Consider the following 22,379-nt stretch of genomic DNA (forward strand, 5'->3'; position numbering starts at 1 on the left):
ATAACAGGATCCATACGACAACACCAACACCCGCTTGCAATGACGATACCTATCTTTATTTAATAATGCCTAATTAGATACCTTTAAGGTATTTAATTGATTATACAGCTTATAAATAGATTGTTCGGCATCAATAATTTTTTTATTAACTATTTTTAGTAGTTTTTCCGAAGATTTTTCTGTTATTCGCGTTGCAGAACTTACTTGCTCCGCTAAATTTTTAAGAGATTCCTGTATTTCTACAAAAGATTTTTTAAATTGTTCTTTAATAGTAATAGATGATTCTTCAAGCTCTTTAATTTTTAAGCATAGATTTTCTAATAAATGATCTATTTTAGTTTGCATTAAGGTCAATTTTTGCTTTTGTTTTTCACTAAGATAGCTTAAAGTTTCTTGCATTTTTGCCTGTATACGTACTTTTGTAGTGCGTTCAAGTTCTGAAGCTAAACCGATTTTACTCATTAAAAATATTATCCATTTGTGAACGTCAAAATGATACCATTTTGCACCGTTACGATAATCTGAAGGAAAAGCATGATGGTAATTATGCCAATTTTCACCGAGTAAGAATAATGCCATCCACCAAATATCTCCAGCAGTGCCTTTATAATATTTTTTACTACCGGCAAAGTGGCATAAAGAATTAACACAGAATGTTGCTTGCTGCTGTAGGAATCTACCGAGTCCCATAAATAAAAATCCTGCATATGCCGATTGTATAGTACCGCCGACTAAGTAACCGATAAATAAAGGTACGACAATATTCATAAAAGCTGCTATTTGCCAATAATATTTTAGCTGCCATTTTAATAAATTATTTTTCCCGTGCTTAGCCCAAGTAATGCGATCAATAGACTTATGGCTACCGCTTCCGACTAGCATCCATCCTATATGAGACCACATAAAGCCTAAAAATTTATTGTCAAATTTTAATGGAGTATGCGGATCTTGATCTTCATCCGTATATCTATGATGCTTATAATGATTCGATGCCCAAGATAAAGCTGGTCCTTGTAATGTTCCTGCAGACAGCATAATTAAGACAAACTCGGCATATTTATTTATTTTATAGGCATTATGAGACCACAACCTATGTAAACCGATCCCAACGGTAATAGTATTAATATAATAGCTAGCAATTATAAAAATAACTTCAGTTAGTCCTATCCCATAATCAAACGAATATTTAACTACAAGAGATATAATAAAAATAGGATAAAATATTAAAGCAAATAAAGCAGGCTTATTTAGTTTACTTAACATAAAATTTACAGTTTTTAGTTATAAAATATATAAATCGGCAACGAATAAAATCTTATTATATTATAGTTAGTATACATAAATATAATTAATAGATATTAACATACTTAATGCATAAATACAAAGAAAATTTTGACAACAAAATTCTAGGTTCTGTGAAGGAGAATTAAATTATTTATATTTTCAGATATTTTTTAGCGAAAATTAATAAGATTTTTGCAGTAATAGTTGTTCCTATTTTAAAAAAATCTTATGATTTACAGCAAAAAATAGCAAAAATAGATTAATTTAATTCTCATTCACAGAACCTAATCATTATCCTTATTTAAACAATAACCGATAAAACGAACGGTTTTAATAATTAAATTGTCTTTCCCTAAGGCCTCTCTAATCTTTATATGAACATCTATGAGACGTTCATTAAAGGTCTCTTCACTTTCCCATAAATATTTTATTATTTCTTGACGCGAAAATACTTCATTTGGAAACTGAAAAAAAGTCGTAAAATTTTCAGTAGGACCTAGACGAATATTCAGTCCGTCTTTGTATACTTTTTCAGTATTTAAATCAATATTTATATTCTTAAATTTAATAATATTATCTTGTAAAACTGACTTGGAACGTCTCAATAAGCTCTTTAAAGTACCTACTATTTGCTCAGATAAGAAGGGCTTATAAAAAAATAGCACGTTATCGTCTATTTCTGTTAAATATTAATTATTTGTTTGATAATAAATATTATAGGCGTTTTAGAAAATTTATTAATTTTTCTAACGTTATTTATTCTTATTAAAGGATTTTCTTGTAATTCTGCACTAATAATCATGATAGCAAGCGGCTGACTAAAAAAATAAGTTAATGCTTTTTCTAGAAATTAAAACTTCAGGTAATAGCTTATCAAACACTGAATTAATCCCCATTAATATTTAGTAAATAATTAAAAACTTTTGTAATAATTTTCTAATTTATTAGGGTTTATAGCAAACTTTTTATAATAAAGAAACAAAGAAATAATAATTTTTAAAGATAATACTTGAATTTAATAGTTTTAGTTACTATAAATAGCTTTATTTTAAAGTTTGTTTGTTGGAGATTCTTATATATCATGAGCTTTTATGAATCAGTTTTTATTATACGCCAAGACGTATCATTAAACGATATAGATAAAATCGTTGATGATTTTGCTAAAATTATTAAAGATAATAATGGCACTATCATAAAAAAAGAATATTGGGGGTTAAGAACTTTAGCTTACAAAATCGGTAATAACAAAAAAGGACATTATTATTTTTTAGGTCTAGATATTACTGGTAATGTAAAAGAAGAACTAGAAAGAAAAATGAAGCTTAACGAAAATATCATTAGATTTCTTACAATTAAAGCAGATTCAATTAGTAGTGAACCTTCACCGATATTAAAAAATCAGAGTACAGAGAATACTCCGGTAATTGACGTAACGATTAATAATTAAATTTGTAAGAATTAAGGTTAAAGAATGTCAAAAAGTAATAATGCTAGTGAAACAGCTACTCACAAGCTAGGAGATAAAACTGCTAAAAAAGTATTTTTTAGAAGACGTAAAGGATGCCCTCTTTCTGTGCCTAATGCACCTGTTATTGATTATAAAAATCCTGAGCTTTTAATAAAATTTGTCTCTGAAGGCGGCAGAATGCTACCAAGCAGGATCACAAATGTTTGTGCAAAGAAACAAAGAAAGCTAAATAATGCTATTAAAATTGCAAGAATTTTAGCGTTATTACCTTTTGTATTTCAAGCTAAATAAAGGCATAATACATGGAAATTATATTAATAAAACCCGTAAGAAAATTAGGTAAAATTGGCGACATACTCAAAGTAGCAGACGGGTTTGGTCGTAATTATCTTTTACCGCAAAAATTAGCTATTAGAGCTACTGAGCCTAATAAAGAGCTAATAGTTAAACAAAAACACGAATTTGAAGCAAAAGATAAGCAAATAAGAGAAGAAGTAGAAAAAATCAACGCTCTTATTAAAGATCAAAAATTAGTTTTTATCCGTCAAACATTAGATGACGGTAAACTTTTTGGTTCGGTTACTAATAAAGAGATAGCCGATAAATTATCTGAAAATGTATCTTATAATATCTCTCATTCAAATGTTATTCTTGATAAACAAATTAAATCTACCGGAATTTATACAGTTGAAATAAGACTCCATGCGGAGCTTAATGCTATAGTTACGGTTATTGTTACAAGATCAGAATCAGAAGCACAAGATTATTTACGCGAACAAAAGACTGAAACTTTAGAAGATTTAGCTGAGTCAGCATAAATTTTTCTTTATCATCTAATTGTGTGGTTTTTTGTCATTTCTGCAAGGCATTGACCAGTTCTTCCGTCATTGCGAGGGAATTGCATAGCAATTGACGAAGCAATCTTAGGAAGAATTCCTGAGATTGCCACGCTCACTAACGTTCGCTAGCAATGATGACTCGGTATCCACGCAACAATGCCTTATGAGCGACTGAAAGGAGCGAGGCAATCTAAAAAAATGCTATAAATTAGCATTTTAAACTGAATTGCGTCGAAACTTGCAGTTTCTTCTCGCAATGACGAAAAAATATGAGACATATAACAAAGCATTTCTGCAGAAATGACATTGTCAAACTTACAATACTAACATTTTTCAACCATGCTATATGAAAAATTTGAGTATAATATCAATAATCTAATAGGTAATTTTGGCTTATCTAAAATATCGATTGCAGTATCCGGTGGGAGCGATTCGGTAGCACTTCTTTATCTTGCTAATATTTGGGCAGAAAAAAATAATATAGAATTATTTGTTATATCGGTTGATCATAACTTACGGGAACAGTCGAAGCAAGAGACTCATTATATCCAAAATATCAGTAATAGTCTAAATCGCAAGCATTATAGTTTATCTTTTGACCATCAAAATAATTTTTCCAATTTACAAGAAAGAACAAGAGAAGGACGCTATGATTTAATGACAAATCTATGTCTAGAACTCGATATATTAGTACTTTTAACTGCTCACCATGAGGATGATTACGTAGAAAATTTTTGTTTAAGATTAGAGCGTAATAGCGGTATATTTGGACTTAGTAGCAGTAATATCAATTGGTATAATAATATACAAATAATTAGACCGCTATATAATATTCCAAAAAGTGAATTAGTAGAATATTTAGTCAGTCATAATATAAAATGGTTTGAAGATGAGTCAAATTCATCCGATAAATATAGACGAAATGTTATTAGGCAAAAATTAGCTAAAGGCGAAGATTATATTAGACATCTTTCCAAACCAGCTTATAGAGAGGAATTTAAAGGAGACACGGAACGCAGCACCGCAGCGTACACAAGCGTACGTGGGGAGGCATTGTTGCGTGAGGATTCGAGTCTAGGCTCGACGTATAAATTACCTCTAGAGTTTGGAAAAATGTCTAAAGCCGAGATAATCTTACAACAACTCAAAACCAACAAGCTTATAGAAGATAAGTTTAAGCCGGAGTTAATATTAGCAATAGCTGAAGCGGTCAAGATTTTTGAATATGGCTTTGCTTTTCTTGATTTAGTAAAATTTGATAAATTTTTAAATGAGGTGAAAGTACAAATAATTAATTTTTTACTGATAATGATTAGTGGACAATCTAGAGCAGCTCGTTTTTATTCGGTAGAACCTATTTTAAAATTAATTACTCAAGAGGTAAACTTTAAGAATACCCTTCATGGCTGTGTAATTAAGCGTATACAAAACGAGTTACTTATATATAGAGAATTCGGCAAAAAATTACCTGAGAGTAAAATATTACTAGATAAATCCGTTATTTGGGATAATAGATTTTGCATCACAAGAAATCAAGAAACTCTAAATTGTTTTGTAACTCATCTATTGTTAGAAGATTATAAAATAATAAAGAAACAATTAGATTTAGAACCTTTGAAAAATCTATCCTGCAAAAACCACAATGCAATTTTATTTACCTTACCTATCATTAAAATACTTGAAAAAGTTATAGCAATACCACATATATCATATTATGATAACGACATGTGGAACTTTGAAGTATCTTTTGCTCCAAATTTTGTATCTCGTTTTACCCATTTTTGCTAACACCGGTATTTAAGAGGTTATCTGTAAATAAATTTTAATTAGTAGTTAAAATTTATTTACAGATAACCTCTTATACCGATAAAAATTTTTATTAGGTTTTATATCGATGAATAATCAAGGTAGAAGTATTTTAGCTTGGGCAGCACTTTTTGTTTTTGTAATATTACTTTTTAATATTTTCCAATCTGACGGTTTACTTGGCAGAAGAAATAATATAACTTTCTCGGATTTTTTAACACGAGTTGATGAAAATACCGTTAATTCGGTAAAAATTCAAGGTAGAGTAATTGAAGGCACTTCAAATGACGGCTCTACTTTTAACACTTATGCTCCTGATTATCCTGATTTAGTAAATCGTCTTACTAGCAATGACGTTAATATTGAAGTAGTGCCTCTTGAAACAAGAATGAATACCTTTTTAGGCTTTTTAATTTCTTGGTTTCCTATGCTTTTATTGATAGGTGTTTGGGTTTTTTTCATGCGTCAAATGCATGGAGGCGGGAAGGCCATGGGGTTTGGAAAATCTAAGGCTAGGTTGCTATCAGATAAAGGACCAAAAATTACCTTTAAAGATGTAGCAGGTATCGATGAAGCAAAAGAAGAATTAACTGAAATAGTAGATTTTTTAAGAGATCCAAGCAAGTTCCAAAAACTTGGCGGTAAAATACCGAAAGGCTGCTTACTTATAGGTCCTCCTGGAACCGGTAAGACACTTCTTGCTAAAGCAATTGCAGGTGAGGCTAATGTTCCGTTTTTTAACATATCCGGCTCTGATTTTGTTGAAATGTTTGTAGGTGTCGGTGCAAGCCGTGTGCGTAACATGTTTGAACAGGGTAAACGTAATGCTCCTTGTATTATTTTTATCGATGAAATTGATGCGGTGGGTCGCCATAGAGGTATCGGTATGGGCGGCGGCAATGATGAACGTGAGCAAACCTTAAACCAAATGTTAGTCGAAATGGACGGATTTGAAGCAAACGAGGGAGTTGTGATCATTGCAGCTACAAACCGTCCTGATGTTCTTGATCGTGCATTACTACGTCCCGGTAGGTTTGATCGTCAAATTGCCGTTGCAAACCCCGATATAAACGGTCGTGAGCAAATTCTAAAAGTACATTTAAAGAAAATTAAATATAATAGTACAGTACTAGCACGAATTATTGCTAGAGGTACTCCGGGCTTTTCCGGTGCCGAACTCGCTAATTTAGTTAATGAAGCTGCTCTTATTGCTGCAAGGCTTGGTAAGAAAGAAGTAGATATGCATGATATGGAAGAGGCAAAAGATAAGGTGCTGATGGGAGTTGCACGTCGTTCTATTGCAATGTCGGAGAAAGAAAAAAGTTTGACTGCATATCATGAAGGAGGACATGCATTGGTTGGGCTTTATTGTCCTGCAGCATCGCCTATTCATAAGGCTACGATTATACCGCGTGGTAATGCTCTTGGGATGGTGCAAAGACTTCCTGAAACTGATGAATATTCTCAGAATCGTGAACAGATGGAATCATCTATAGCAGTTTATATGGCAGGAAGAGTAGCGGAGGAAATTATTTTTGGTAGAAATAAAGTTACCTCAGGCGCTTCGTCGGATATAAAAGGTGCAACTAATATTGCAAGAGCGATGGTTACAAAAGCAGGTTTAAGCGATTTAATAGGACCGATATTTCATGGTTCAAGTGGTGACGATATGTATGGTAGACAACCTAATAATGAAACCTCGGAAGCTACTGCAGAGTTAATCGATGCCGAAGTTAAAAGAATTATTACACAAGGATATGAATTTGCAAAAGATATTTTAACAAAACATATAGATCAACTTCATACCTTAGCAAATGCTTTAATTGAATATGAGACATTGTCCGGTCAGCAAATTAAAAATTTACTTAGCGGTAGAGCTTTAGATTCAGAAGAGGAAAATAAATTTCCTTTTAATGATTCATCTACTATAAAAATAGATAAAGAAAAATCACCTGAGAAAACAAAAACAACTAAAGCTAAAAAAGAGAGTACTTAAATGGCAGAGTTAAGATTACCGCCAAATTCAGTAGTAAAAAAAGGTAGAGAGCATAAAGAAAACGAGGAAATGCTAAAACCTCGTAAGATAAAGATTTATAGATATGATCCTGACCTCGACGAGAATCCTACTATCGATAGTTTTGAGATAGATTTAAGTAAAACCGGACCAATGGTTTTAGATGCTTTAATTAAAATCAAAAATGAAATCGATTCGACTCTAACATTTAGACGTTCTTGTCGAGAAGGAATTTGCGGTAGCTGTGCAATGAATATTGACGGTACAAATACTTTAGCATGCATAAAACCAATAGAAGATATATCAGGCGATATCAAAATCTATCCGCTTCCTCATATGAAAGTAGTGAAAGATTTAGTACCTGATATGTCGCATTTTTATGCACAATACGAATCTATAGAACCTTGGCTCAAAACCGATAGTCCTACTCCTTCAAACTCTGAAAGGTTACAGTCGATTAAAGACCGAGAAAAGCTTGATGGTTTATATGAGTGTATATTATGTGCTTGCTGTTCTACTTCCTGTCCTAGCTATTGGTGGAACGGTGATAAATATTTAGGTCCTATGATTTTACTACAAGCATATAGATGGATTGCTGATTCAAGGGATGATCATAACGGTGAACGTCTTGAAGCTTTAGAAGATCCGTTTAAGCTTTACCGTTGTCATACGATTATGAACTGTACTAAAACCTGTCCTAAAGGCTTAAATCCTGCTAAGGTTATAGGTAAAATAAAAAGTTTAATTGCAGAACGTCATGGCGTGTGATTCTTGGCGTTGTTGCATGGATCTAAAAATGCGTTCGGTGTCATATCGTGGCTTGACCACGGTATCAAGAAAAACAACTTAAAATGCTAAAATTTTAGTATTTTTAACTAGATCCCGCGATCAAGTCGCGGGATGATACCGGAAAAACTGATCCACGCAACAAAGCTGTGATTCTTAATTAATTATTTTTAAAAATGATAAAATAATGAAAAAAGCAATTATTTTCTGTTGGCTATTTCTTAGTTCGATATCTTGTACTTTTGCCGTTGATTGTAATAATGCCCTGACACAAGGTGATATGCATTATTGTGCCGATGAAGAATATAAGAAAGTTGATAAGGAACTAAATCAAATATACCAAGAAATATTAAAACATATTTCAGACAAACAAGAACAAGTTAATTTACTTAAAAAATCTCAAAACTTATGGATTAAGTACCGAGAAGCTGAGTGCGAATTTCAAAGCTTTAGGGTTTATGGCGGTTCTGTATATCCAATGATACTGCTTATGTGTTTTACAAAAAAAACGAAGAGCGTATCAAAGAATTTGAAGCCATGCTGAAATGTGAAGAAGGCGACTTAAGTTGTCCATTTATAATCAAGACTCAGAACCTAGATTAATTCATAATTTGTAATACTTTAAATAATGTTCCCATTTGTTTCGGTGATATTAGTCTTTCTACCTGTCTTTCTATTATTTGTGCTTGCTCAGGCATCTTTCCAAACTCTACTTCTAGAGGTAATTTATACGTCGATCCAATACTCGCATCCTCACGTACTAAAGTGTACGCTGCGGTGCTGCGTTTCGTGTCTCCTTTAAATTCCTCTCTATAAGCGAGTTTGGAAAGATGCCTATAATTAAGCTTGTCTTGCAATGTTTGTTTGCGTAATAAGATTCCGTTTTCTATTAAAAAATCTCGTTGCGATATTGTATCTATTACGTTTATTTTACTATTTTTAGCTACTATTTTTAATGTATAAAAATCCACATGTGCCGATAAATCGGCCTCTCCAAGATTCTCAAGGATGGGACAATATTTATGATTTTTGACCGCTTGTAATGTTGGATTATATTGATATCTAGTTCTACCATTCGGAGCTATATCATAACCGTAATCTATTGTTAAGCAACTGCCGCTCTGTGTTTTTAGATGTTCAGCTATAAATTTTATAATTTCTATAGATTTATAAGATTCTTCAAGCACTGCTCCGTCTTTTGCTTCAATATGAGTTCTTAGTAAATATTCTTGTAATGGTTTATTAATGCTTATTTTGTCGTATTTAATTCTCCCGTCTACCGGTTGCACCACAAATATTCTTTCATACCATAATTCCTTGACTTTAACATATTGCTTTATCGGCATAGCATCAAAGAATTCATTAGCTATTATTATAGTAGGTTTTTTGGGTATATCTTCTATAAATGATAGGTGTTTAATCGGTAAATCAATATCTTGTAAATTAGCCTTTTGATGAACAATAAAATTTTGATTAATTTCTATTAGTTCAATTGATAAAGCTTTATAAAATTCCGGTACTAATTTTGCAGTACTTAGTAAATCACGCATTAATAGACCTCGACCTGGACCAAGCTCAACCAAACTAAGACTTTTTGGGCAACCGATTCTTTGCCACTCTTTGATACACCATAAGCCGATAATTTCACCGAATAGCTGCGAAATTTCAGGAGCCGTAACAAAATCACCTTCGCTAGCCAAAGATTTTACTTGCTTATAATAGGAATTAGGATTTGATTGTAATACTTGCTGCATGAGAACATCGCAAGTAATATAACCGTTTTGATCAATTAATTGTCTTATTTTGGGTTCGATTGACATATTAAATAACTTCCTAAAAGTAACATAGGTACAGATAAGATTTGTCCCATAGTTAAGCTATCTAAAATAAACCCGATTTGTATGTCTGGTTCTCTAAATATTTCAACAGCGATTCGGAAAAGAGCGTAAAATGTTAAAAATAGTCCTGAGTTTAAACCGCACTTTTTAAGAGTTTTGTGCTTAAATGTTGCATATGCTAGGATAAAAAATAATACTAAACCTTCAAAAAAAGCTTCATATAACTGACTAGGATGTCTTGGTATCAAATCACTATTCGGAAAAATCATACCAAAAGAAGAATTCGTAATACGTCCGTATAGTTCGCTGTTAATAAAATTAGCGATTCTACCTAAAAATAATCCGATAGGTACTACAGGGGCTATTATATCCGTGAGACTTAAAAAATTAATTTTATATTTTCGGCAAAACAAATAAGCAGCAATAATCACCCCTAAAGCTCCGCCATGGAAAGACATACCGCCTTCATAAGTTTTTAAGATATCTATTGGATTTGAAAAATATCTAGAAGGGTTATATAATAAAACAAACCCTAGTCTGCCTCCGACTATTATGCCTATAATGGCATAAGTAATGAAATCTTCTAGATTTTTTTTGATAATTTGAGGCTTAAATTTTTCTATAATTTTGTTTGCATAGAACCAGCCTAGCAAAATTCCTACTACGTATGAAAGAGAATACCAAGAGACAGCAAGTGGACCTATAGAGAAAATAATTGGATTGATATTAGGAAATGTCATAGATAAATAAGTTATTTAATTCATTTAATGTCTGAGTTACGGAAAATTACGTAAGTAATTGACGAGGCAATCCAGTTTTTTATTATTTTTATGGGTTGCCGCAGCTGCTTCGTGGCTTCGCAATGACAGTATCTATATTTGGTTAGCAATACCAAATTCTTTTGAGTTAAAATTCTTACTACATGACAATTTTTCATTTTATCATCTTTGGATATTGGAATATCAAGGACAACAGCTGTATCCAACGTACTAATTGAGTAGAAATATTATACAAGATATTAACCAATGTATCTAATCCAACACGAAATATACTATTTTGCCTATAACCATGTTTTTTAATAACTATTGGTTTATCTAAAACTATAATCTCTCCAGTTTGATAAGCTAGGCAAAATGCAATAGACAATATTTGCATCAATGTATCTAATCGTAAATCATTAGTAATATGAGTTGCTTCACAGTTGAATCCTGCTGATTTAAAAGCTTTGAACATTGTTTCAATTTGCCATCTTTGAGCATATATCTCAGCAGGATTTTTGATCTCATCACTATGTATTAAGACTGCAAGTTCACTCTTCTTATTTCTGATCCCTACTACATTAAATATTTCACCTTTTGTACCAATTCTACGTTGTGACAAACTCACATGCGATCCTATGGCTAGAGGGCGAAATAACTCTTGTATTTTAACCATTTTTCCCCTTGCATTACTGATATATTGTCTATTTTCTCTAACTCGAAAAACGTATCTTATTTGATTTGTTCTAAGCCAAGAGAGCCATTCCTTACCTATAAATTCTCTATCAGCGGTTAATGCTTCAATGCGGTTTTTGTCAAAAACTTCTAAAAAACACTCCATCAGATCAATACGCTCAATATAATCAGAGTTACCACACTTTTTATCACTTAGAAAATTCCAAAAAGGGGGATCGCTATACCATGAAAACTGACAGCTAAATATAAAATATTTATATGTCGTTTACCAAATTTCCAATTCGTTCTATCTAAACACAATACCCATTTTTGCTCCTGCTCAAACCCAGTCATCATGACTAACATAACAGGTAATACTCTCCATGATATTGAGATTTCAGAGATAAATCTTTGCATCCTTCTATACCATGAAGCTGCTTTAATCCCAGACGGCATTCTATTGCATAACAATGACATGTTTACTGTCCTGCTGTTAAGCATTGAAATGATAAATAATCCTAAACATTTTGCTCTTGATAAATTAAGCGAAATATGTTTTTGTAATAATTCGACTAGAGGGGCGGAATGATCTTTCATATGTAAACCAAGTTCTTTCCCCGTTATCATCATGAATTATCAGCAAAATTCAATCCTTTAGTCCTTACATCTCTAAAAATTGTCATGTAGTAAGGTTAAAATTATAAAAATAAAATTTTTAGTAATAATAAAAAAGATTTATATTTTATAATAATAATGATAGGTAAAATATGCAATATTTAATGGATCTATATCATACCTCAAGTACTGAGTTAGTATTATTGTTTGTTATGTTAGTATCTCTTATACCGGTGATATTTCTAATTAAAAGATTAATTTTTATTCCTGTAAAAAATTATTTAACTAGACATCATTATGATGATTATGAAAGGATACTAAAAAAATATCCTATATTTCGTTATTTATTACACACTTTATTAGCAATTTACTTTGTATGTTGGGGAAATATTTTCCATCCTACTTCTTTTAAAGCACATGTATTACTAGGAATCAAAGATACTATAGTAATCTTATATACTAATATATCCGTGACGATGTTATTATTAATGCTTATAGATGCTTTTGCAGATCTGTATCACAATAGGATCAAAGCCGTTACAAAAAATGCACCGCTTAGCTTATATTTTCAAATATTAAAAATTATTGTCATAGTTATTGCAGTAATGGTAACTATTTCATATATATTAAATATTTCACTTAGTACATTCTTAACAAGCTTAGGTGCAGCCGCAGCTCTTTTAACATTTGTTTTCAAAGATACCGTTTTAGGATTACTTGCAAGCTTGCAACTAACTACTCAAGAAATTATTAATATTGGAGACTGGGTACGTATAGGCGAAATTGAAGGAACAGTTGAAAAAATTACTATTTCTGTAGTAACAATTAGGAATTTTGACCAATCTATTTCTACAGTTCCTACTTACAGCATTTTAAATTCTAACGTAACTAATTATAGAGGAATTAGTGAATCAGGAGCAAGAAGGGTAAAGAGAGTATTTAATATTAATATGGCAACTATTAACTTCTGTGATGCTACTATTTTAAAAGAACTAAAAAAATCTCCTTATATATCAAAGGATGTAATAGATAAAATCACTCTTGATAAAGAAGATAAAGATTTAACTAATATTAAACTATTCAAATTATATATTCAGGAATATCTAAAAAATAATCCGGCAGTTTATACCGAAGGGTTTACTTTTCTAGTAAGACAGCTTGAACCTACGATTAATGGGTTGCCTATAGAAATATATCTCTTCGTTAAAGAAGTGAATTTAGTAGGTTATGAAAATATACAGGATAATATTTCTGAACATTTAATTTCTATACTTCCTGAATTTAAATTAAAAATATTTCAGAATGTGGGAGTGGTATAATATATCCGAAGTAAAATGAAAAGTAGTAAAAATAAATTAAATTTGTATCCAAGATGAAGGGCGACTTCCATCTTGGATATTCACTACTTTTGAAAGAAAAGAAGTATATATACTACTTGATTATTTTCTCTAAATGCTTTAAAACTTAAAGCTTTAAAAATATGAAAATTTAAGACCTAGGAATGAATAATAATATAATTAATTTAATAGCCGCTATTATACTGTCTTTAAGTATAATCTTCGGTTGGCAGTATTTTGTTGTAAAACCTGAACAAAAAAAACAGCAACAGCAAATAGCAGTGCAGAAAGCAGAAAATTTAAAGAAACAACAGTTAAAAGCTTTAGTAGAACCTGCAACTGATATTGTTGTTCAAGAAGAAAATCAAGTACAGCGTATTAAAATAGAATCTGAATCACTCACCGGTTCTATTTCATTAAAAGGACTTAGATTTGACGATTTAATATTAAAGAAATATAAACAAGATTTATCTAAAAATAGTCCTGAAGTGAGATTATTTTCACCGGCTAATACAGAAAATGCATATTTTGCTGAAATTGGTTTAGTTAGTAATTTATCTAGTGTAAAACTCCCTAACAACGATACTATATGGAATAGTAATAGTGAAATATTAAGCCCTGAAAAATCCGTTAATTTATTTTGGGTTAATGAAGACGGAGTTAAATTTTTAGTTACTATTACTGTCGATGAAAACTATTTATTTACTATAGAGCAAACCATAGTTAATAATAGTGATAAAGAACTTCCTGTCCAATCTTACGGTTTAATAAACCGTAAATATATTGCTGTAGAGAAAGCGGTAAATATATTACATCAAGGACCTATCGGGTGTATAGACGAGAATCTTAAAGAATATTCATATGATGATATTAAAGATAAAAAAAGCGAAAAATTTGCTGCAGGTAAGGTCGATTGGATAGGAATTACTGATAAATATTGGTTATCTTCCTTGATTCCGGATAAATCAAGTAATTACAGCTCGAATTTTAATTATGCTCTTAAGCAAGGGGCTGAAAGATATCAGGTAGATTTTATTTCACCGGTACAAATAATAAAGCCCGGCGAAAATTTTTCCATTAAAAGCAGAATTTTTGCTGGAGCAAAAAAAGTAGATTTGCTTGATAAATATGAAAAGCAATATGATATCAAATTATTTGATAGAGCTATTGATTTCGGCTGGTTTTATATAATTACCAAACCGGTTTTCTACGCCATGAATTTTTTCTATGGCTATGTCGGTAATTTCGGTGTTAGTATATTAATTGTTACGGTTATAATTAAGCTATTAATGTTTACTTTAGCCAATAAGTCTTATCGTTCGATGAAAAAAATGAAAAATTTACAGCCGGAAATCGATAGGATAAAAAATTTATACAGTGATGATAAGGCACGTTTAAATCAAGAAATTATGGCTTTATATAAAAAAGAAAAAGTAAATCCGGTAGCGGGTTGTTTACCTATACTTGTTCAAATTCCGGTATTTTTCTCCATCTATAAAGTATTGTATGTAACTATTGAAATGCGGCAAGCACCGTTTTACGGCTGGATTAAAGACTTATCTGCACCTGACCCTACTACTATTTTTAATTTATTCGGCTTATTACCGTTCTTGCCGCCGTCATTTTTAATGATTGGAGCATGGCCTATTTTAATGGCTATTACTATGTTCTTACAGCAAAAAATGAGTCCTGAACCTGCGGATCCGATGCAAGCTCAAGTAATGAAATTTATGCCGCTAATTTTTTTATTTATGTTTAGTAGTTTTCCTGTGGGACTTTTAATATATTGGTCTTGGAATAATATTCTATCCATAATTCAACAATATTATATTAATAAATTTAATTAATTAATGAGAATAGATAAAAATTTACCTAATTATCTAACTATTGCTCGAATAATGGTAATTCCGGTTATTATACTGGCATTTTATATAAATAATTTACTTGCACGTAAACTTGGGGCATTATTATTTGTTTTAGCTAGTATTACGGATTTTTTTGACGGTTATATTGCAAGAAAATATAATTTAGTCACAAGTTTTGGCAAGATGTTTGATCCTATAGCAGATAAGTTACTAGTAGGTTGCGTTATTATAATGCTACTAAAAAAGGATAACGTAGATGAGATACCTTGCTTATTAATTTTAGCACGAGAATTTTTAGTTAGCGGTCTTCGGGAATTTTTGGCTCTAGTAAAGGTTAGTGTGCCTGTATCGAGACTTGCTAAGGTAAAAACGTTTTTACAAATGTTTGCTTTATCGATATTGATACTAGGCTCAAAAGGTTCAGGAATTATTTATTTAGATATAGTAGGGGAAATAATTTTATGGATTGCCGCTTTTTTAACAATCATTACAGGCTATTCTTATTTTAAAGCATGTAAGAAATATTTTTAAATAGGAGAATTTTATGATATATGTAAAATATATAATTTTAGGGTTTATTATGGTGTCTAGTTTAAATCTTTACGCTGCTAACAATGATATAATTGCCGATAAGAAAGTTGTAAAGGTAGAAGTAAGTAATGAACATTTAAAAACATTAAATGAAGCTTCTACTCTTTTAATTAGTTGTGTAGATTTTAGATTAATAGACGAAACAGATAAATTAATGAAGCAATTAGGATTAGAGGATAATTTTGATAAAGTATCGCTACCGGGTGCATCGCTTGCCCTTGTTAACGACAAATATACTTATTGGGGAAAAACAATAGAAGATACTATCGAGATTTTACAAGAATTACATAACATCAAACAAATTGTTTTTCTTGATCATAGAGAATGTGGAGCTTATAAAATACTTATAGGTCAGGAACAGCTAAATACCAAGGAAAAAGAAACGGCAGCCCATGCAGAAATTTTAAACAAAGCCCGTGATATAATAAAAGAAAAATTTCCCCAATTAAAAGTTTATACTTTTTTAATGGGTCTTGATGGTATAGTAGAGCAGATTTATGAAGATGTAATTCCTAGCTAAAAGCAGCTTTGTTGCATGGCTCTTATGTCATTCCTGCGAAAGCAGGAATCCAAAAAAAGTATAAATATAGCAAATTTTTAAAATTAAAAGCTCGATTTATCTCGCTTTATGCTGGATTCCTGCTTTCGCAGGAATGACATCAAGTAGATTTTTCTATCCATGCAACAACACCTGCAGTTGCTCGCAATGACAATTTTGGAGTCACGCAACAACGCTGAGAAAAATAATTTATTTTGTATCTTTGTTCTTATTATCACTAGAATCAGCAGTATTATTCTTTTGGTCGTTTTCTGCCGGTAGTTTAGAGATAGATAGTTTTTGTTTATATTTTTGTTGCTCTGCTAAAAAATTTTGAGCCTCTTTGGAAAGGCTATTATATAGTTCACGTTTCTTCTTATTAATATCGACTATTTCTACTCTATATTTTTGTATTTCCTTCCGTACTTTCGGTTTTATAGTACCGGCGTAAGCAGAAAAATCATCTATAATTTTTTGTGTTGTAACATCGTTAGTTTTTGCACCGTCTTTTCTGGAGCCGTCAGAAGTTGTACTATTGGCAAAGCAGCTTGTACTAAGTAAAATAGCTATTCCAAATATTATTTTTTTTATCATATAAACCTTAAGCCTTATTCTTGATAAGTAGACTATTTTTAAGTCTAATAGTCAATAGACTTCTTTTCGAACTCTACTTCTAGGGGTAATTTGTACGTCAATCCGGTACTCTCATCCTCACGTACTTTTTTGTACGCTGCGGTGCGAGGTGAAGTGTTCCCTCCAAATTCCTCCCTATAAGCGAGTTCGAAAAGAAGTCTAATCTATAATAGAAATTATATGTATTTTCTATTTGTATTTTATTGTTTGGTGAGTATAAATATACTAGGTTCTGTGAAGGAGAATTAAATTAATCTATTTTTGCTATTTTTTGCTGTAAATCATAAGATTTTTTTAAAATAGGAACAACTATTACTGCAAAAATCTTATTAATTTTCGCTAAAAAATATCTGAAAATATAAATAATTTAATTTTCCTTCACAGAACCTAGTAGTTGGGAATAAAATAAAATTATGAAAAATATACAATATTATAATAATAATGCTCAAGAGTTTTATAACAGAACAATCAATGCGGATTTATCTGATAACTATAAAGCATTTACTAGCTATTTACCTGAAAAAGCTCATATTTTAGATGCAGGTTGCGAAGTTGGCCGTGATACAAAATATTTTTTAAGTCAAGGATATCAAGTTATCGCTTTTGAAGGCTTAACCGAAATGGTCAAATTAGCCACAAAAGAAACCGGAATAGATGTACTGCACTCAACTTTTCAAGATATCAATTTTAAGAAGTCGTTTGATGGAGTTTGGGCTCAAGCAACTCTCCTTCATGTACCTTATAATGAAACAATCAATGTTTATAAAAAAGTTCATGCTGCATTAAAGCCGGAAGGGATTTTTTATGCTTCTTACGGATACGGTTCAGATATTATACAACGTGATGATCGCGATTTTTACAATATGAATTAAGATACAATAAAACCTTATTTTAACGGGCTTTTGAGGTAGTTAAAATATGGACGGAAAAGAGTAAGAGATTCTCTCCAAGTAAAGAAGCATTATGGTTAAATTTTATTGTAAAAAAAGTAAAACAATATGATCAGATTAGTTTATTTATTTCTCACTTTAATAATCAGTTTTAAAATATACGCTAAGGAATATAAAGGCTTAACCTATAATCGTTATGAAAAAGATAAGCATGTTATTCATGTGTTAACTATCGATCCTAAGAATTTTGGGCTAAAACTAGTTAAAGTACATAATCAGGTTATAGGCAGAGAAACAGTAGATGCTATAGCACACCGCACTAATGCAGTTGCTGCTATTAATGGCGGATTTTTTGAAATCGCCGGTAGCGATGACGGCAGACCAAGCCTTACTTTAATGATTAACGGCAAGCTATTTAGTCTTAGAACAACTACAAAGCTTGTTAATTATAGATCAAAATAATATCCAAATTACCAAAGCATCAGTAAAAATTTCATTAGAAATAGGTGATAAATCGATTATTCCAAATCAAGTGAATTATTTTTCAAATCCAAAAGATATTACTTTCTATAATGATGTTTGGGCGTCCTCCACATTAACGCCGTATACTAACAAAGAAATTTTGATTGACCGGAATTTTATTGTTACGGAAATAAGCAAGCATGGTGATAATCAAATCCTGCAAAAAGGCTTTATATTGTCCTTTCCACAAGAAATAAGTTTACCGGTAGTAAATATAAATGATTCCGTAAAGCTAAATTTAGAATTTATCGATAAAGACGGTAAGCCTATAAATTTAAGCAAAACCGCTTCAGTAGTAACCGGTATTCCGTTGTTGGTTCAAAACGATAAAAATGTTATAGATAATCCAAAGCAAAATGATTCGGCTCATGCTCGTATCGCTCTAAGGGTGCGTAATGACGGTACTATAGTGATAGTTGTAGTAGAACAGATATATAAGCAGCATATAAAAGACATTAAGCTTGAACAAGTTAGATCAATTCTACGAAAAGAAAAAGGTATAACTTTTGAAAAATTAACAATTCCCGAAGCGTTAAAAATTTGATACTGTGATAGGGCTAACTAAAACAGAACTTGCAGATTATGTGTTAAGCCTTGGATGTGAATCAGCAATCAATTTAGATGGCGGCGGCTCTTCCACGCTATTTATGGACGAAAAAATTATAAATAATGTTACAGGTGATGAAGATGAAGCTTTAGGCGAACATCCAATATGCCCTGTATCTGATGCAATAGTTATTATACCAAATAATATAGAATAAATTTACGCTGCCTTAGCATGGAACGATGTCATTCCTGCGAAGGCAGGAATCCAGTAACTAAAAGATACAAAATTTTTTAATGTCCCCCTTCGGGGATAAGAAATCCCTCGCCTTCAGGCGAAGGGAAGATATAATGAAATTGCTTTAGCAATGAATTTATATCAAGAAACATGAGAAGTTATAGAAAGAATAGTCATAGTCAGTATGATTTAAAAGTACATCTTATATGGATACCAAAATATAGGAAGAGAGTATTGATAGGCAAAGTAGCGGAAAGGGCTAGAGATTTACTAAGGCAGATTTGTATGGAACATGAAGTATATATAATTTCAGGGAAAATATCATGTGATCACGTGCATATGTTTATCTCATATAAATCACAAATATCTCTTAGCAAGTTAGTACAGTATTTAAAAGGTAGTAGCTCAAGAATTTTATTGCAAGAATTTGCTCATTTAAGAAAACAATTTTGGGGCAATCATTTGTGGGCTAGGGGCTATATGGCGGTCAGTTCAGGTAATATAACTGATGAAATGATACAGCACTATATTGATGAACAGGAAGGTGAACCTGTGAATGATGATCGATTTCTAATCGATTCCACTTTATAACCCCTCAGCTTATAGCTGAGGGTTCTTTAGTTTTTCATATTAAAAACTCAAATAATTTCGCTTTTTTCTGGATTCTCGCTTTTAGTTAGGAATGACATACTAAAATTTTAGCTAGAATGACGCGAGTTTCGTATTAATAGAGGAACTGAATAGCTGATAGTAGCTGGGTTACGGGGATCTTGATAATACTGTTTTTGTTATAAAATGTACTTAAAACTGCATAAATTTTTAGTAAATTGTCTTTTTTGACTATAACTATTAAATTGTAAAACTTGTCACACCTCTTACAAACCTTGAAAGGATAAGGATTATAGCATATTCATTAACCATAATTTAGGCATCTTAATACGAAACTCACGTCTAGAATGATATTTGAGATTTAGAGAACTCTAAGATTTTATATTTTCCTGCTCCATAGCTTTTTTACGCATTTCTAAATATTCTTCTTTAGTCATTATTTTTTGGGGAGCTACATAATCTAAAAATACTTTTCCATTTAGATGATCGGTTTCATGTTGGATAACTCTTGCTAAAAATCCTTCTGCGATACCTTGAATTTGATTTCCATTTATATCATATGCGTGATAATGAATTTTCTTGAATCTTGCTACCGGTCCTGTAGCATTTTAAACAGAAAAGCACCCCTAGTAATCTTCATGTTTATCAATACCTATCGGTTTATATGAGGGGTTAATCCAAATAGTTTTAGGCATTGTATCCTTAAGGTCAGGACGCTATTTTTTTAACTCTTCATTTTCATGTACTGCAAATGTTATTATACATTTTGACATATAGCATAGGCAATTAAGATAGTGATATTAATAAAAGGATATGGTAAAGTAATTAGAAAATAGTTATGCCAAGTCCATATTCATATGATTTAAGAAAGGGAGTGATTCAATATATTGAGTCAGGGAAAAGAATAATAGAAGCAAGTCAAGTATTTAATATCAGCCGTAAAGTAATATATGATTGGAAGAAATTAAAGAAAGAAACAGGAGATGTTCAATTAAAAACTGGCTATCAAAAAGGGCATAGTCATAAAATAACAGATATGGAAGGATTTAAAAAATTTTTGGAATCTAATAAAGATAAAAGCAGTCGAGAGCTAGCCATCTTGTATCCTAGTAAAGTGTCAGCAAGAACTATAATAAACATGATTAGAAAAGTTGGTTACAGCTATAAAAAAACTTTTCTTCATCCCAAAAGAAATCATAAATTAAGAAATGAGTTTATAGAAAAGATAACCACCATAGACAAAGATAAACTAGTGTTTTTGGATGAATCAGGAATAGAAGATAATGCGTGTCGAGAACATGGCTGGAGCCCAAAAGGAGAAAGATGTTATGGTGAAAAAGTTTATCAGCACAAACACAGAATTAGTATGATTGCTGGCCTATTTAATAGCAATATTGTAGCACCTCTAATATTTGAAGGCAATTGTAATAAAGCTATTTTTGAGACGTATGTCAAGGATATACTCATTAAAGAATTAAGGGCAGGACAAGTCGTAGTAATGGATAATATTAATTTTCATAAAAACTCTAAGGTAAAAGAATTAATTGAATCGGTAGGGGCAAGTATTTTATTCCTTCCTACTTACAGTCCTGACCTTAATCCTATAGAACATTATTGGTTTAAAATTAAACATCAAATTCTTACTACATGACAATTTTTAGAGATGTAAGGACTAAAGGATTGAATTTTGCTGATAATTCATGATGATAACGGGGAAAGAACTTGGTTTACATATGAAAGATCATTCCGCCCCTCTAGTCGAATTATTACAAAAACATATTTCACTTAATTTATCAAGAGCAAAATGTTTAGGATTATTTATCATTTCAATGCTTAACAGCAGGACAGTAAACATGTCATTGTTATGCAATAGAATGCCGTCTGGGATTAAAGCAGCTTCATGGTATAGAAGGATGCAAAGATTTATCTCTGAAATCTCAATATCATGGAGAGTATTACCTGTTATGTTAGTCATGATGACTGGGTTTGAGCAGGAGCAAAAATGGGTATTGTGTTTAGATAGAACGAATTGGAAATTTGGTAAACGACATATAAATATTTTATATTTAGCTGTCAGTTTTCATGGTATAGCGATCCCCCTTTTTGGAATTTTCTAAGTGATAAAAAGTGTGGTAACTCTGATTATATTGAGCGTATTGATCTGATGGAGTGTTTTTTAGAAGTTTTTGACAAAAACCGCATTGAAGCATTAACCGCTGATAGAGAATTTATAGGTAAGGAATGGCTCTCTTGGCTTAGAACAAATCAAATAAGATACGTTTTTCGAGTTAGAGAAAATAGACAATATATCAGTAATGCAAGGGGAAAAATGGTTAAAATACAAGAGTTATTTCGCCCTCTAGCCATAGGATCGCATGTGAGTTTGTCACAACGTAGAATTGGTACAAAAGGTGAAATATTTAATGTAGTAGGGATCAGAAATAAGAAGAGTGAACTTGCAGTCTTAATACATAGTGATGAGATCAAAAATCCTGCTGAGATTATATGCTCAAAGATGGCAAATTGAAAC

Annotated in this window: 26 protein-coding genes and 2 pseudogenes; 19 read left to right on the forward strand and 9 right to left on the reverse strand. The window is 31.4% G+C overall.

Annotation, left to right across the window (positions count from 1 at the left end):
• Nucleotides 1–69 precede the first annotated feature (69 nt).
• A complete protein-coding gene (locus REIS_RS01545) occupies nt 70–1,263 on the reverse strand; it encodes a fatty acid desaturase (RefSeq protein WP_008579492.1) in 1,194 nt (397 codons plus the stop codon).
• 305 nt (nt 1,264–1,568) lie between these two features.
• On the reverse strand, nt 1,569–1,949 hold the full coding sequence (locus REIS_RS01550; RefSeq protein WP_037214205.1) for a winged helix-turn-helix domain-containing protein: 381 nt from the start codon (nt 1,947–1,949) through the stop codon (nt 1,569–1,571).
• A 416-nt stretch (nt 1,950–2,365) separates the two neighbouring features.
• Between REIS_RS01550 and rpsF the strand changes: the two genes are divergently transcribed.
• From rpsF to REIS_RS01590, 7 genes are all read left to right on the forward strand, one after another.
• Nucleotides 2,366–2,731: a 30S ribosomal protein S6 gene (rpsF, locus tag REIS_RS01560; protein WP_037214204.1), complete on the forward strand. Its 366-nt coding sequence runs from the start codon at nt 2,366–2,368 to the stop codon at nt 2,729–2,731.
• Between the two features lie 24 nt (nt 2,732–2,755).
• Entirely contained in the window at nt 2,756–3,043 is a 288-nt protein-coding gene (rpsR, locus tag REIS_RS01565; protein WP_008579495.1) for a 30S ribosomal protein S18, read from the forward strand.
• An 11-nt stretch (nt 3,044–3,054) separates the two neighbouring features.
• Entirely contained in the window at nt 3,055–3,570 is a 516-nt protein-coding gene (rplI, locus tag REIS_RS01570; protein WP_008579496.1) for a 50S ribosomal protein L9, read from the forward strand.
• Between the two features lie 360 nt (nt 3,571–3,930).
• On the forward strand, nt 3,931–5,379 hold the full coding sequence (gene tilS / locus REIS_RS01575) for a tRNA lysidine(34) synthetase TilS (protein ID WP_008579497.1): 1,449 nt from the start codon (nt 3,931–3,933) through the stop codon (nt 5,377–5,379).
• A gap of 106 nt (nt 5,380–5,485) precedes the next feature.
• Nucleotides 5,486–7,393 (forward strand): ATP-dependent zinc metalloprotease FtsH, encoded by a 1,908-nt coding sequence (gene ftsH, locus REIS_RS01580; RefSeq protein WP_008579498.1) that lies wholly within the window; start codon nt 5,486–5,488, stop codon nt 7,391–7,393.
• Nucleotides 7,394–8,179 (forward strand): succinate dehydrogenase iron-sulfur subunit, encoded by a 786-nt coding sequence (locus REIS_RS01585; protein ID WP_008579499.1) that lies wholly within the window; start codon nt 7,394–7,396, stop codon nt 8,177–8,179. It begins immediately after the preceding gene.
• Nucleotides 8,180–8,384: 205 nt separating this feature from the next.
• A complete protein-coding gene (locus tag REIS_RS01590; protein ID WP_008579500.1) occupies nt 8,385–8,741 on the forward strand; it encodes a lysozyme inhibitor LprI family protein in 357 nt (118 codons plus the stop codon).
• A 55-nt stretch (nt 8,742–8,796) separates the two neighbouring features.
• On the opposite strand, the gene REIS_RS01595 is transcribed toward REIS_RS01590, so the two are convergent.
• From REIS_RS01595 to REIS_RS11985, 4 genes are all read right to left on the reverse strand, one after another.
• Nucleotides 8,797–10,017, reverse strand: a complete 1,221-nt coding sequence (locus tag REIS_RS01595; protein ID WP_008579501.1) for a class I SAM-dependent methyltransferase — start codon at nt 10,015–10,017, stop codon at nt 8,797–8,799.
• Entirely contained in the window at nt 9,996–10,775 is a 780-nt protein-coding gene (lgt, locus tag REIS_RS01600) for a prolipoprotein diacylglyceryl transferase (RefSeq protein ID WP_008579502.1), read from the reverse strand. Before lgt ends, REIS_RS01595 begins: the two co-directional genes overlap by 22 nt.
• Before the next feature lie 193 nt (nt 10,776–10,968).
• On the reverse strand, nt 10,969–11,736 hold the full coding sequence (locus tag REIS_RS11980) for an IS4 family transposase (protein ID WP_338109792.1): 768 nt from the start codon (nt 11,734–11,736) through the stop codon (nt 10,969–10,971).
• Nucleotides 11,682–12,098: a hypothetical protein gene (locus tag REIS_RS11985; protein ID WP_008579269.1), complete on the reverse strand. Its 417-nt coding sequence runs from the start codon at nt 12,096–12,098 to the stop codon at nt 11,682–11,684. The genes REIS_RS11980 and REIS_RS11985 overlap by 55 nt, the downstream gene beginning before the upstream one ends.
• 137 nt (nt 12,099–12,235) lie before the next feature.
• Between REIS_RS11985 and REIS_RS01610 the strand changes: the two genes are divergently transcribed.
• The 4 genes from REIS_RS01610 (at nt 12,236) to REIS_RS01625 (ending at nt 16,396) form a co-directional block, all read left to right on the forward strand.
• Entirely contained in the window at nt 12,236–13,402 is a 1,167-nt protein-coding gene (locus REIS_RS01610) for a mechanosensitive ion channel domain-containing protein (protein WP_008579503.1), read from the forward strand.
• 182 nt (nt 13,403–13,584) lie between these two features.
• Entirely contained in the window at nt 13,585–15,267 is a 1,683-nt protein-coding gene (gene yidC / locus REIS_RS01615; protein ID WP_008579504.1) for a membrane protein insertase YidC, read from the forward strand.
• A gap of 3 nt (nt 15,268–15,270) precedes the next feature.
• Nucleotides 15,271–15,816, forward strand: coding sequence for a CDP-diacylglycerol--glycerol-3-phosphate 3-phosphatidyltransferase (gene pgsA, locus REIS_RS01620; RefSeq protein ID WP_008579505.1), 546 nt, complete (start codon nt 15,271–15,273; stop codon nt 15,814–15,816).
• 13 nt (nt 15,817–15,829) lie between these two features.
• Entirely contained in the window at nt 15,830–16,396 is a 567-nt protein-coding gene (locus REIS_RS01625; RefSeq protein ID WP_008579506.1) for a carbonic anhydrase, read from the forward strand.
• Between the two features lie 228 nt (nt 16,397–16,624).
• On the opposite strand, the gene REIS_RS01630 is transcribed toward REIS_RS01625, so the two are convergent.
• A complete protein-coding gene (locus REIS_RS01630) occupies nt 16,625–17,008 on the reverse strand; it encodes a hypothetical protein (RefSeq protein ID WP_008579507.1) in 384 nt (127 codons plus the stop codon).
• Between the two features lie 50 nt (nt 17,009–17,058).
• Nucleotides 17,059–17,208 (reverse strand): annotated as a pseudogene (locus tag REIS_RS13955) (palindromic element RPE1 domain-containing protein); the annotation flags it as partial.
• Between the two features lie 252 nt (nt 17,209–17,460).
• Here REIS_RS13955 and REIS_RS11990 point away from each other — a divergent pair.
• From REIS_RS11990 to tnpA, 5 genes are all read left to right on the forward strand, one after another.
• Nucleotides 17,461–17,919 carry a class I SAM-dependent methyltransferase gene (locus REIS_RS11990; RefSeq protein WP_008579508.1) on the forward strand — a complete coding sequence of 153 codons (459 nt, stop codon included), beginning with the start codon at nt 17,461–17,463 and terminating at the stop codon, nt 17,917–17,919.
• A 126-nt stretch (nt 17,920–18,045) separates the two neighbouring features.
• The gene (locus tag REIS_RS15355) at nt 18,046–18,399 is read left to right on the forward strand and encodes a hypothetical protein (RefSeq protein ID WP_241760910.1); all 354 of its coding nucleotides are present in this window, start codon (nt 18,046–18,048) and stop codon (nt 18,397–18,399) included.
• A complete protein-coding gene (locus tag REIS_RS15360; RefSeq protein WP_233466321.1) occupies nt 18,377–19,003 on the forward strand; it encodes a phosphodiester glycosidase family protein in 627 nt (208 codons plus the stop codon). The genes REIS_RS15355 and REIS_RS15360 overlap by 23 nt, the downstream gene beginning before the upstream one ends.
• 4 nt (nt 19,004–19,007) lie before the next feature.
• Complete coding sequence (locus tag REIS_RS15365) at nt 19,008–19,220, forward strand: phosphodiester glycosidase family protein (protein WP_008579509.1); 213 nt, start codon at nt 19,008–19,010, stop codon at nt 19,218–19,220.
• A 170-nt stretch (nt 19,221–19,390) separates the two neighbouring features.
• Entirely contained in the window at nt 19,391–19,831 is a 441-nt protein-coding gene (gene tnpA, locus REIS_RS01655; protein WP_008579210.1) for an IS200/IS605 family transposase, read from the forward strand.
• Between the two features lie 389 nt (nt 19,832–20,220).
• Here tnpA and REIS_RS11995 read toward each other — a convergent pair.
• Nucleotides 20,221–20,622, reverse strand: a pseudogene (locus tag REIS_RS11995) (peptide deformylase); the annotation flags it as partial.
• Nucleotides 20,623–20,687: 65 nt separating this feature from the next.
• On the opposite strand from REIS_RS11995, the gene REIS_RS12000 reads away from it, so the two are divergent.
• From REIS_RS12000 to REIS_RS16335, 3 genes are read left to right on the forward strand one after another with little or no spacing between them, the layout of a single operon-like run.
• Nucleotides 20,688–21,500 (forward strand): IS630 family transposase, encoded by an 813-nt coding sequence (locus REIS_RS12000; RefSeq protein WP_008579510.1) that lies wholly within the window; start codon nt 20,688–20,690, stop codon nt 21,498–21,500.
• Between the two features lie 49 nt (nt 21,501–21,549).
• Nucleotides 21,550–21,966: a hypothetical protein gene (locus REIS_RS01665; protein ID WP_008579269.1), complete on the forward strand. Its 417-nt coding sequence runs from the start codon at nt 21,550–21,552 to the stop codon at nt 21,964–21,966.
• A 47-nt stretch (nt 21,967–22,013) separates the two neighbouring features.
• Nucleotides 22,014–22,376, forward strand: coding sequence for a transposase (locus tag REIS_RS16335; RefSeq protein ID WP_008579487.1), 363 nt, complete (start codon nt 22,014–22,016; stop codon nt 22,374–22,376).
• Nucleotides 22,377–22,379: the final 3 nt, after the last annotated feature.

Origin of the sequence: Rickettsia endosymbiont of Ixodes scapularis, assembly GCF_000160735.1 — a bacterium.
Taxonomy (GTDB): Bacteria; Pseudomonadota; Alphaproteobacteria; order Rickettsiales; family Rickettsiaceae; genus Rickettsia; species Rickettsia tamurae.

Excerpts from the sequence above, each read along its gene's own strand:
- rpsR (WP_008579495.1), top strand. The coding sequence starts at position 2,756 with ATGTCAAAAAGTAATAATGCTAGTGAAACAGCTACTCACAAGCTAGGA.
- REIS_RS11985 (WP_008579269.1), bottom strand. The coding sequence starts at position 12,098 with ATGATGATAACGGGGAAAGAACTTGGTTTACATATGAAAGATCATTCC.
- REIS_RS01585 (WP_008579499.1), top strand. The coding sequence starts at position 7,394 with ATGGCAGAGTTAAGATTACCGCCAAATTCAGTAGTAAAAAAAGGTAGA.
- REIS_RS15355 (WP_241760910.1), top strand. The coding sequence starts at position 18,046 with ATGATCAGATTAGTTTATTTATTTCTCACTTTAATAATCAGTTTTAAA.
- ftsH (WP_008579498.1), top strand. The coding sequence starts at position 5,486 with ATGAATAATCAAGGTAGAAGTATTTTAGCTTGGGCAGCACTTTTTGTT.
- REIS_RS16335 (WP_008579487.1), top strand. The coding sequence starts at position 22,014 with ATGGAGTGTTTTTTAGAAGTTTTTGACAAAAACCGCATTGAAGCATTA.
- tnpA (WP_008579210.1), top strand. The coding sequence starts at position 19,391 with ATGAGAAGTTATAGAAAGAATAGTCATAGTCAGTATGATTTAAAAGTA.
- REIS_RS11990 (WP_008579508.1), top strand. The coding sequence starts at position 17,461 with ATGAAAAATATACAATATTATAATAATAATGCTCAAGAGTTTTATAAC.
- yidC (WP_008579504.1), top strand. The coding sequence starts at position 13,585 with ATGAATAATAATATAATTAATTTAATAGCCGCTATTATACTGTCTTTA.
- rplI (WP_008579496.1), top strand. The coding sequence starts at position 3,055 with ATGGAAATTATATTAATAAAACCCGTAAGAAAATTAGGTAAAATTGGC.
- REIS_RS01545 (WP_008579492.1), bottom strand. The coding sequence starts at position 1,263 with ATGTTAAGTAAACTAAATAAGCCTGCTTTATTTGCTTTAATATTTTAT.
- REIS_RS12000 (WP_008579510.1), top strand. The coding sequence starts at position 20,688 with ATGCCAAGTCCATATTCATATGATTTAAGAAAGGGAGTGATTCAATAT.
- REIS_RS01625 (WP_008579506.1), top strand. The coding sequence starts at position 15,830 with ATGATATATGTAAAATATATAATTTTAGGGTTTATTATGGTGTCTAGT.
- lgt (WP_008579502.1), bottom strand. The coding sequence starts at position 10,775 with ATGACATTTCCTAATATCAATCCAATTATTTTCTCTATAGGTCCACTT.
- REIS_RS01665 (WP_008579269.1), top strand. The coding sequence starts at position 21,550 with ATGATGATAACGGGGAAAGAACTTGGTTTACATATGAAAGATCATTCC.
- REIS_RS01630 (WP_008579507.1), bottom strand. The coding sequence starts at position 17,008 with ATGATAAAAAAAATAATATTTGGAATAGCTATTTTACTTAGTACAAGC.
- tilS (WP_008579497.1), top strand. The coding sequence starts at position 3,931 with ATGCTATATGAAAAATTTGAGTATAATATCAATAATCTAATAGGTAAT.
- REIS_RS01590 (WP_008579500.1), top strand. The coding sequence starts at position 8,385 with ATGAAAAAAGCAATTATTTTCTGTTGGCTATTTCTTAGTTCGATATCT.
- rpsF (WP_037214204.1), top strand. The coding sequence starts at position 2,366 with ATGAGCTTTTATGAATCAGTTTTTATTATACGCCAAGACGTATCATTA.
- REIS_RS01610 (WP_008579503.1), top strand. The coding sequence starts at position 12,236 with ATGCAATATTTAATGGATCTATATCATACCTCAAGTACTGAGTTAGTA.
- REIS_RS01595 (WP_008579501.1), bottom strand. The coding sequence starts at position 10,017 with ATGTCAATCGAACCCAAAATAAGACAATTAATTGATCAAAACGGTTAT.
- pgsA (WP_008579505.1), top strand. The coding sequence starts at position 15,271 with ATGAGAATAGATAAAAATTTACCTAATTATCTAACTATTGCTCGAATA.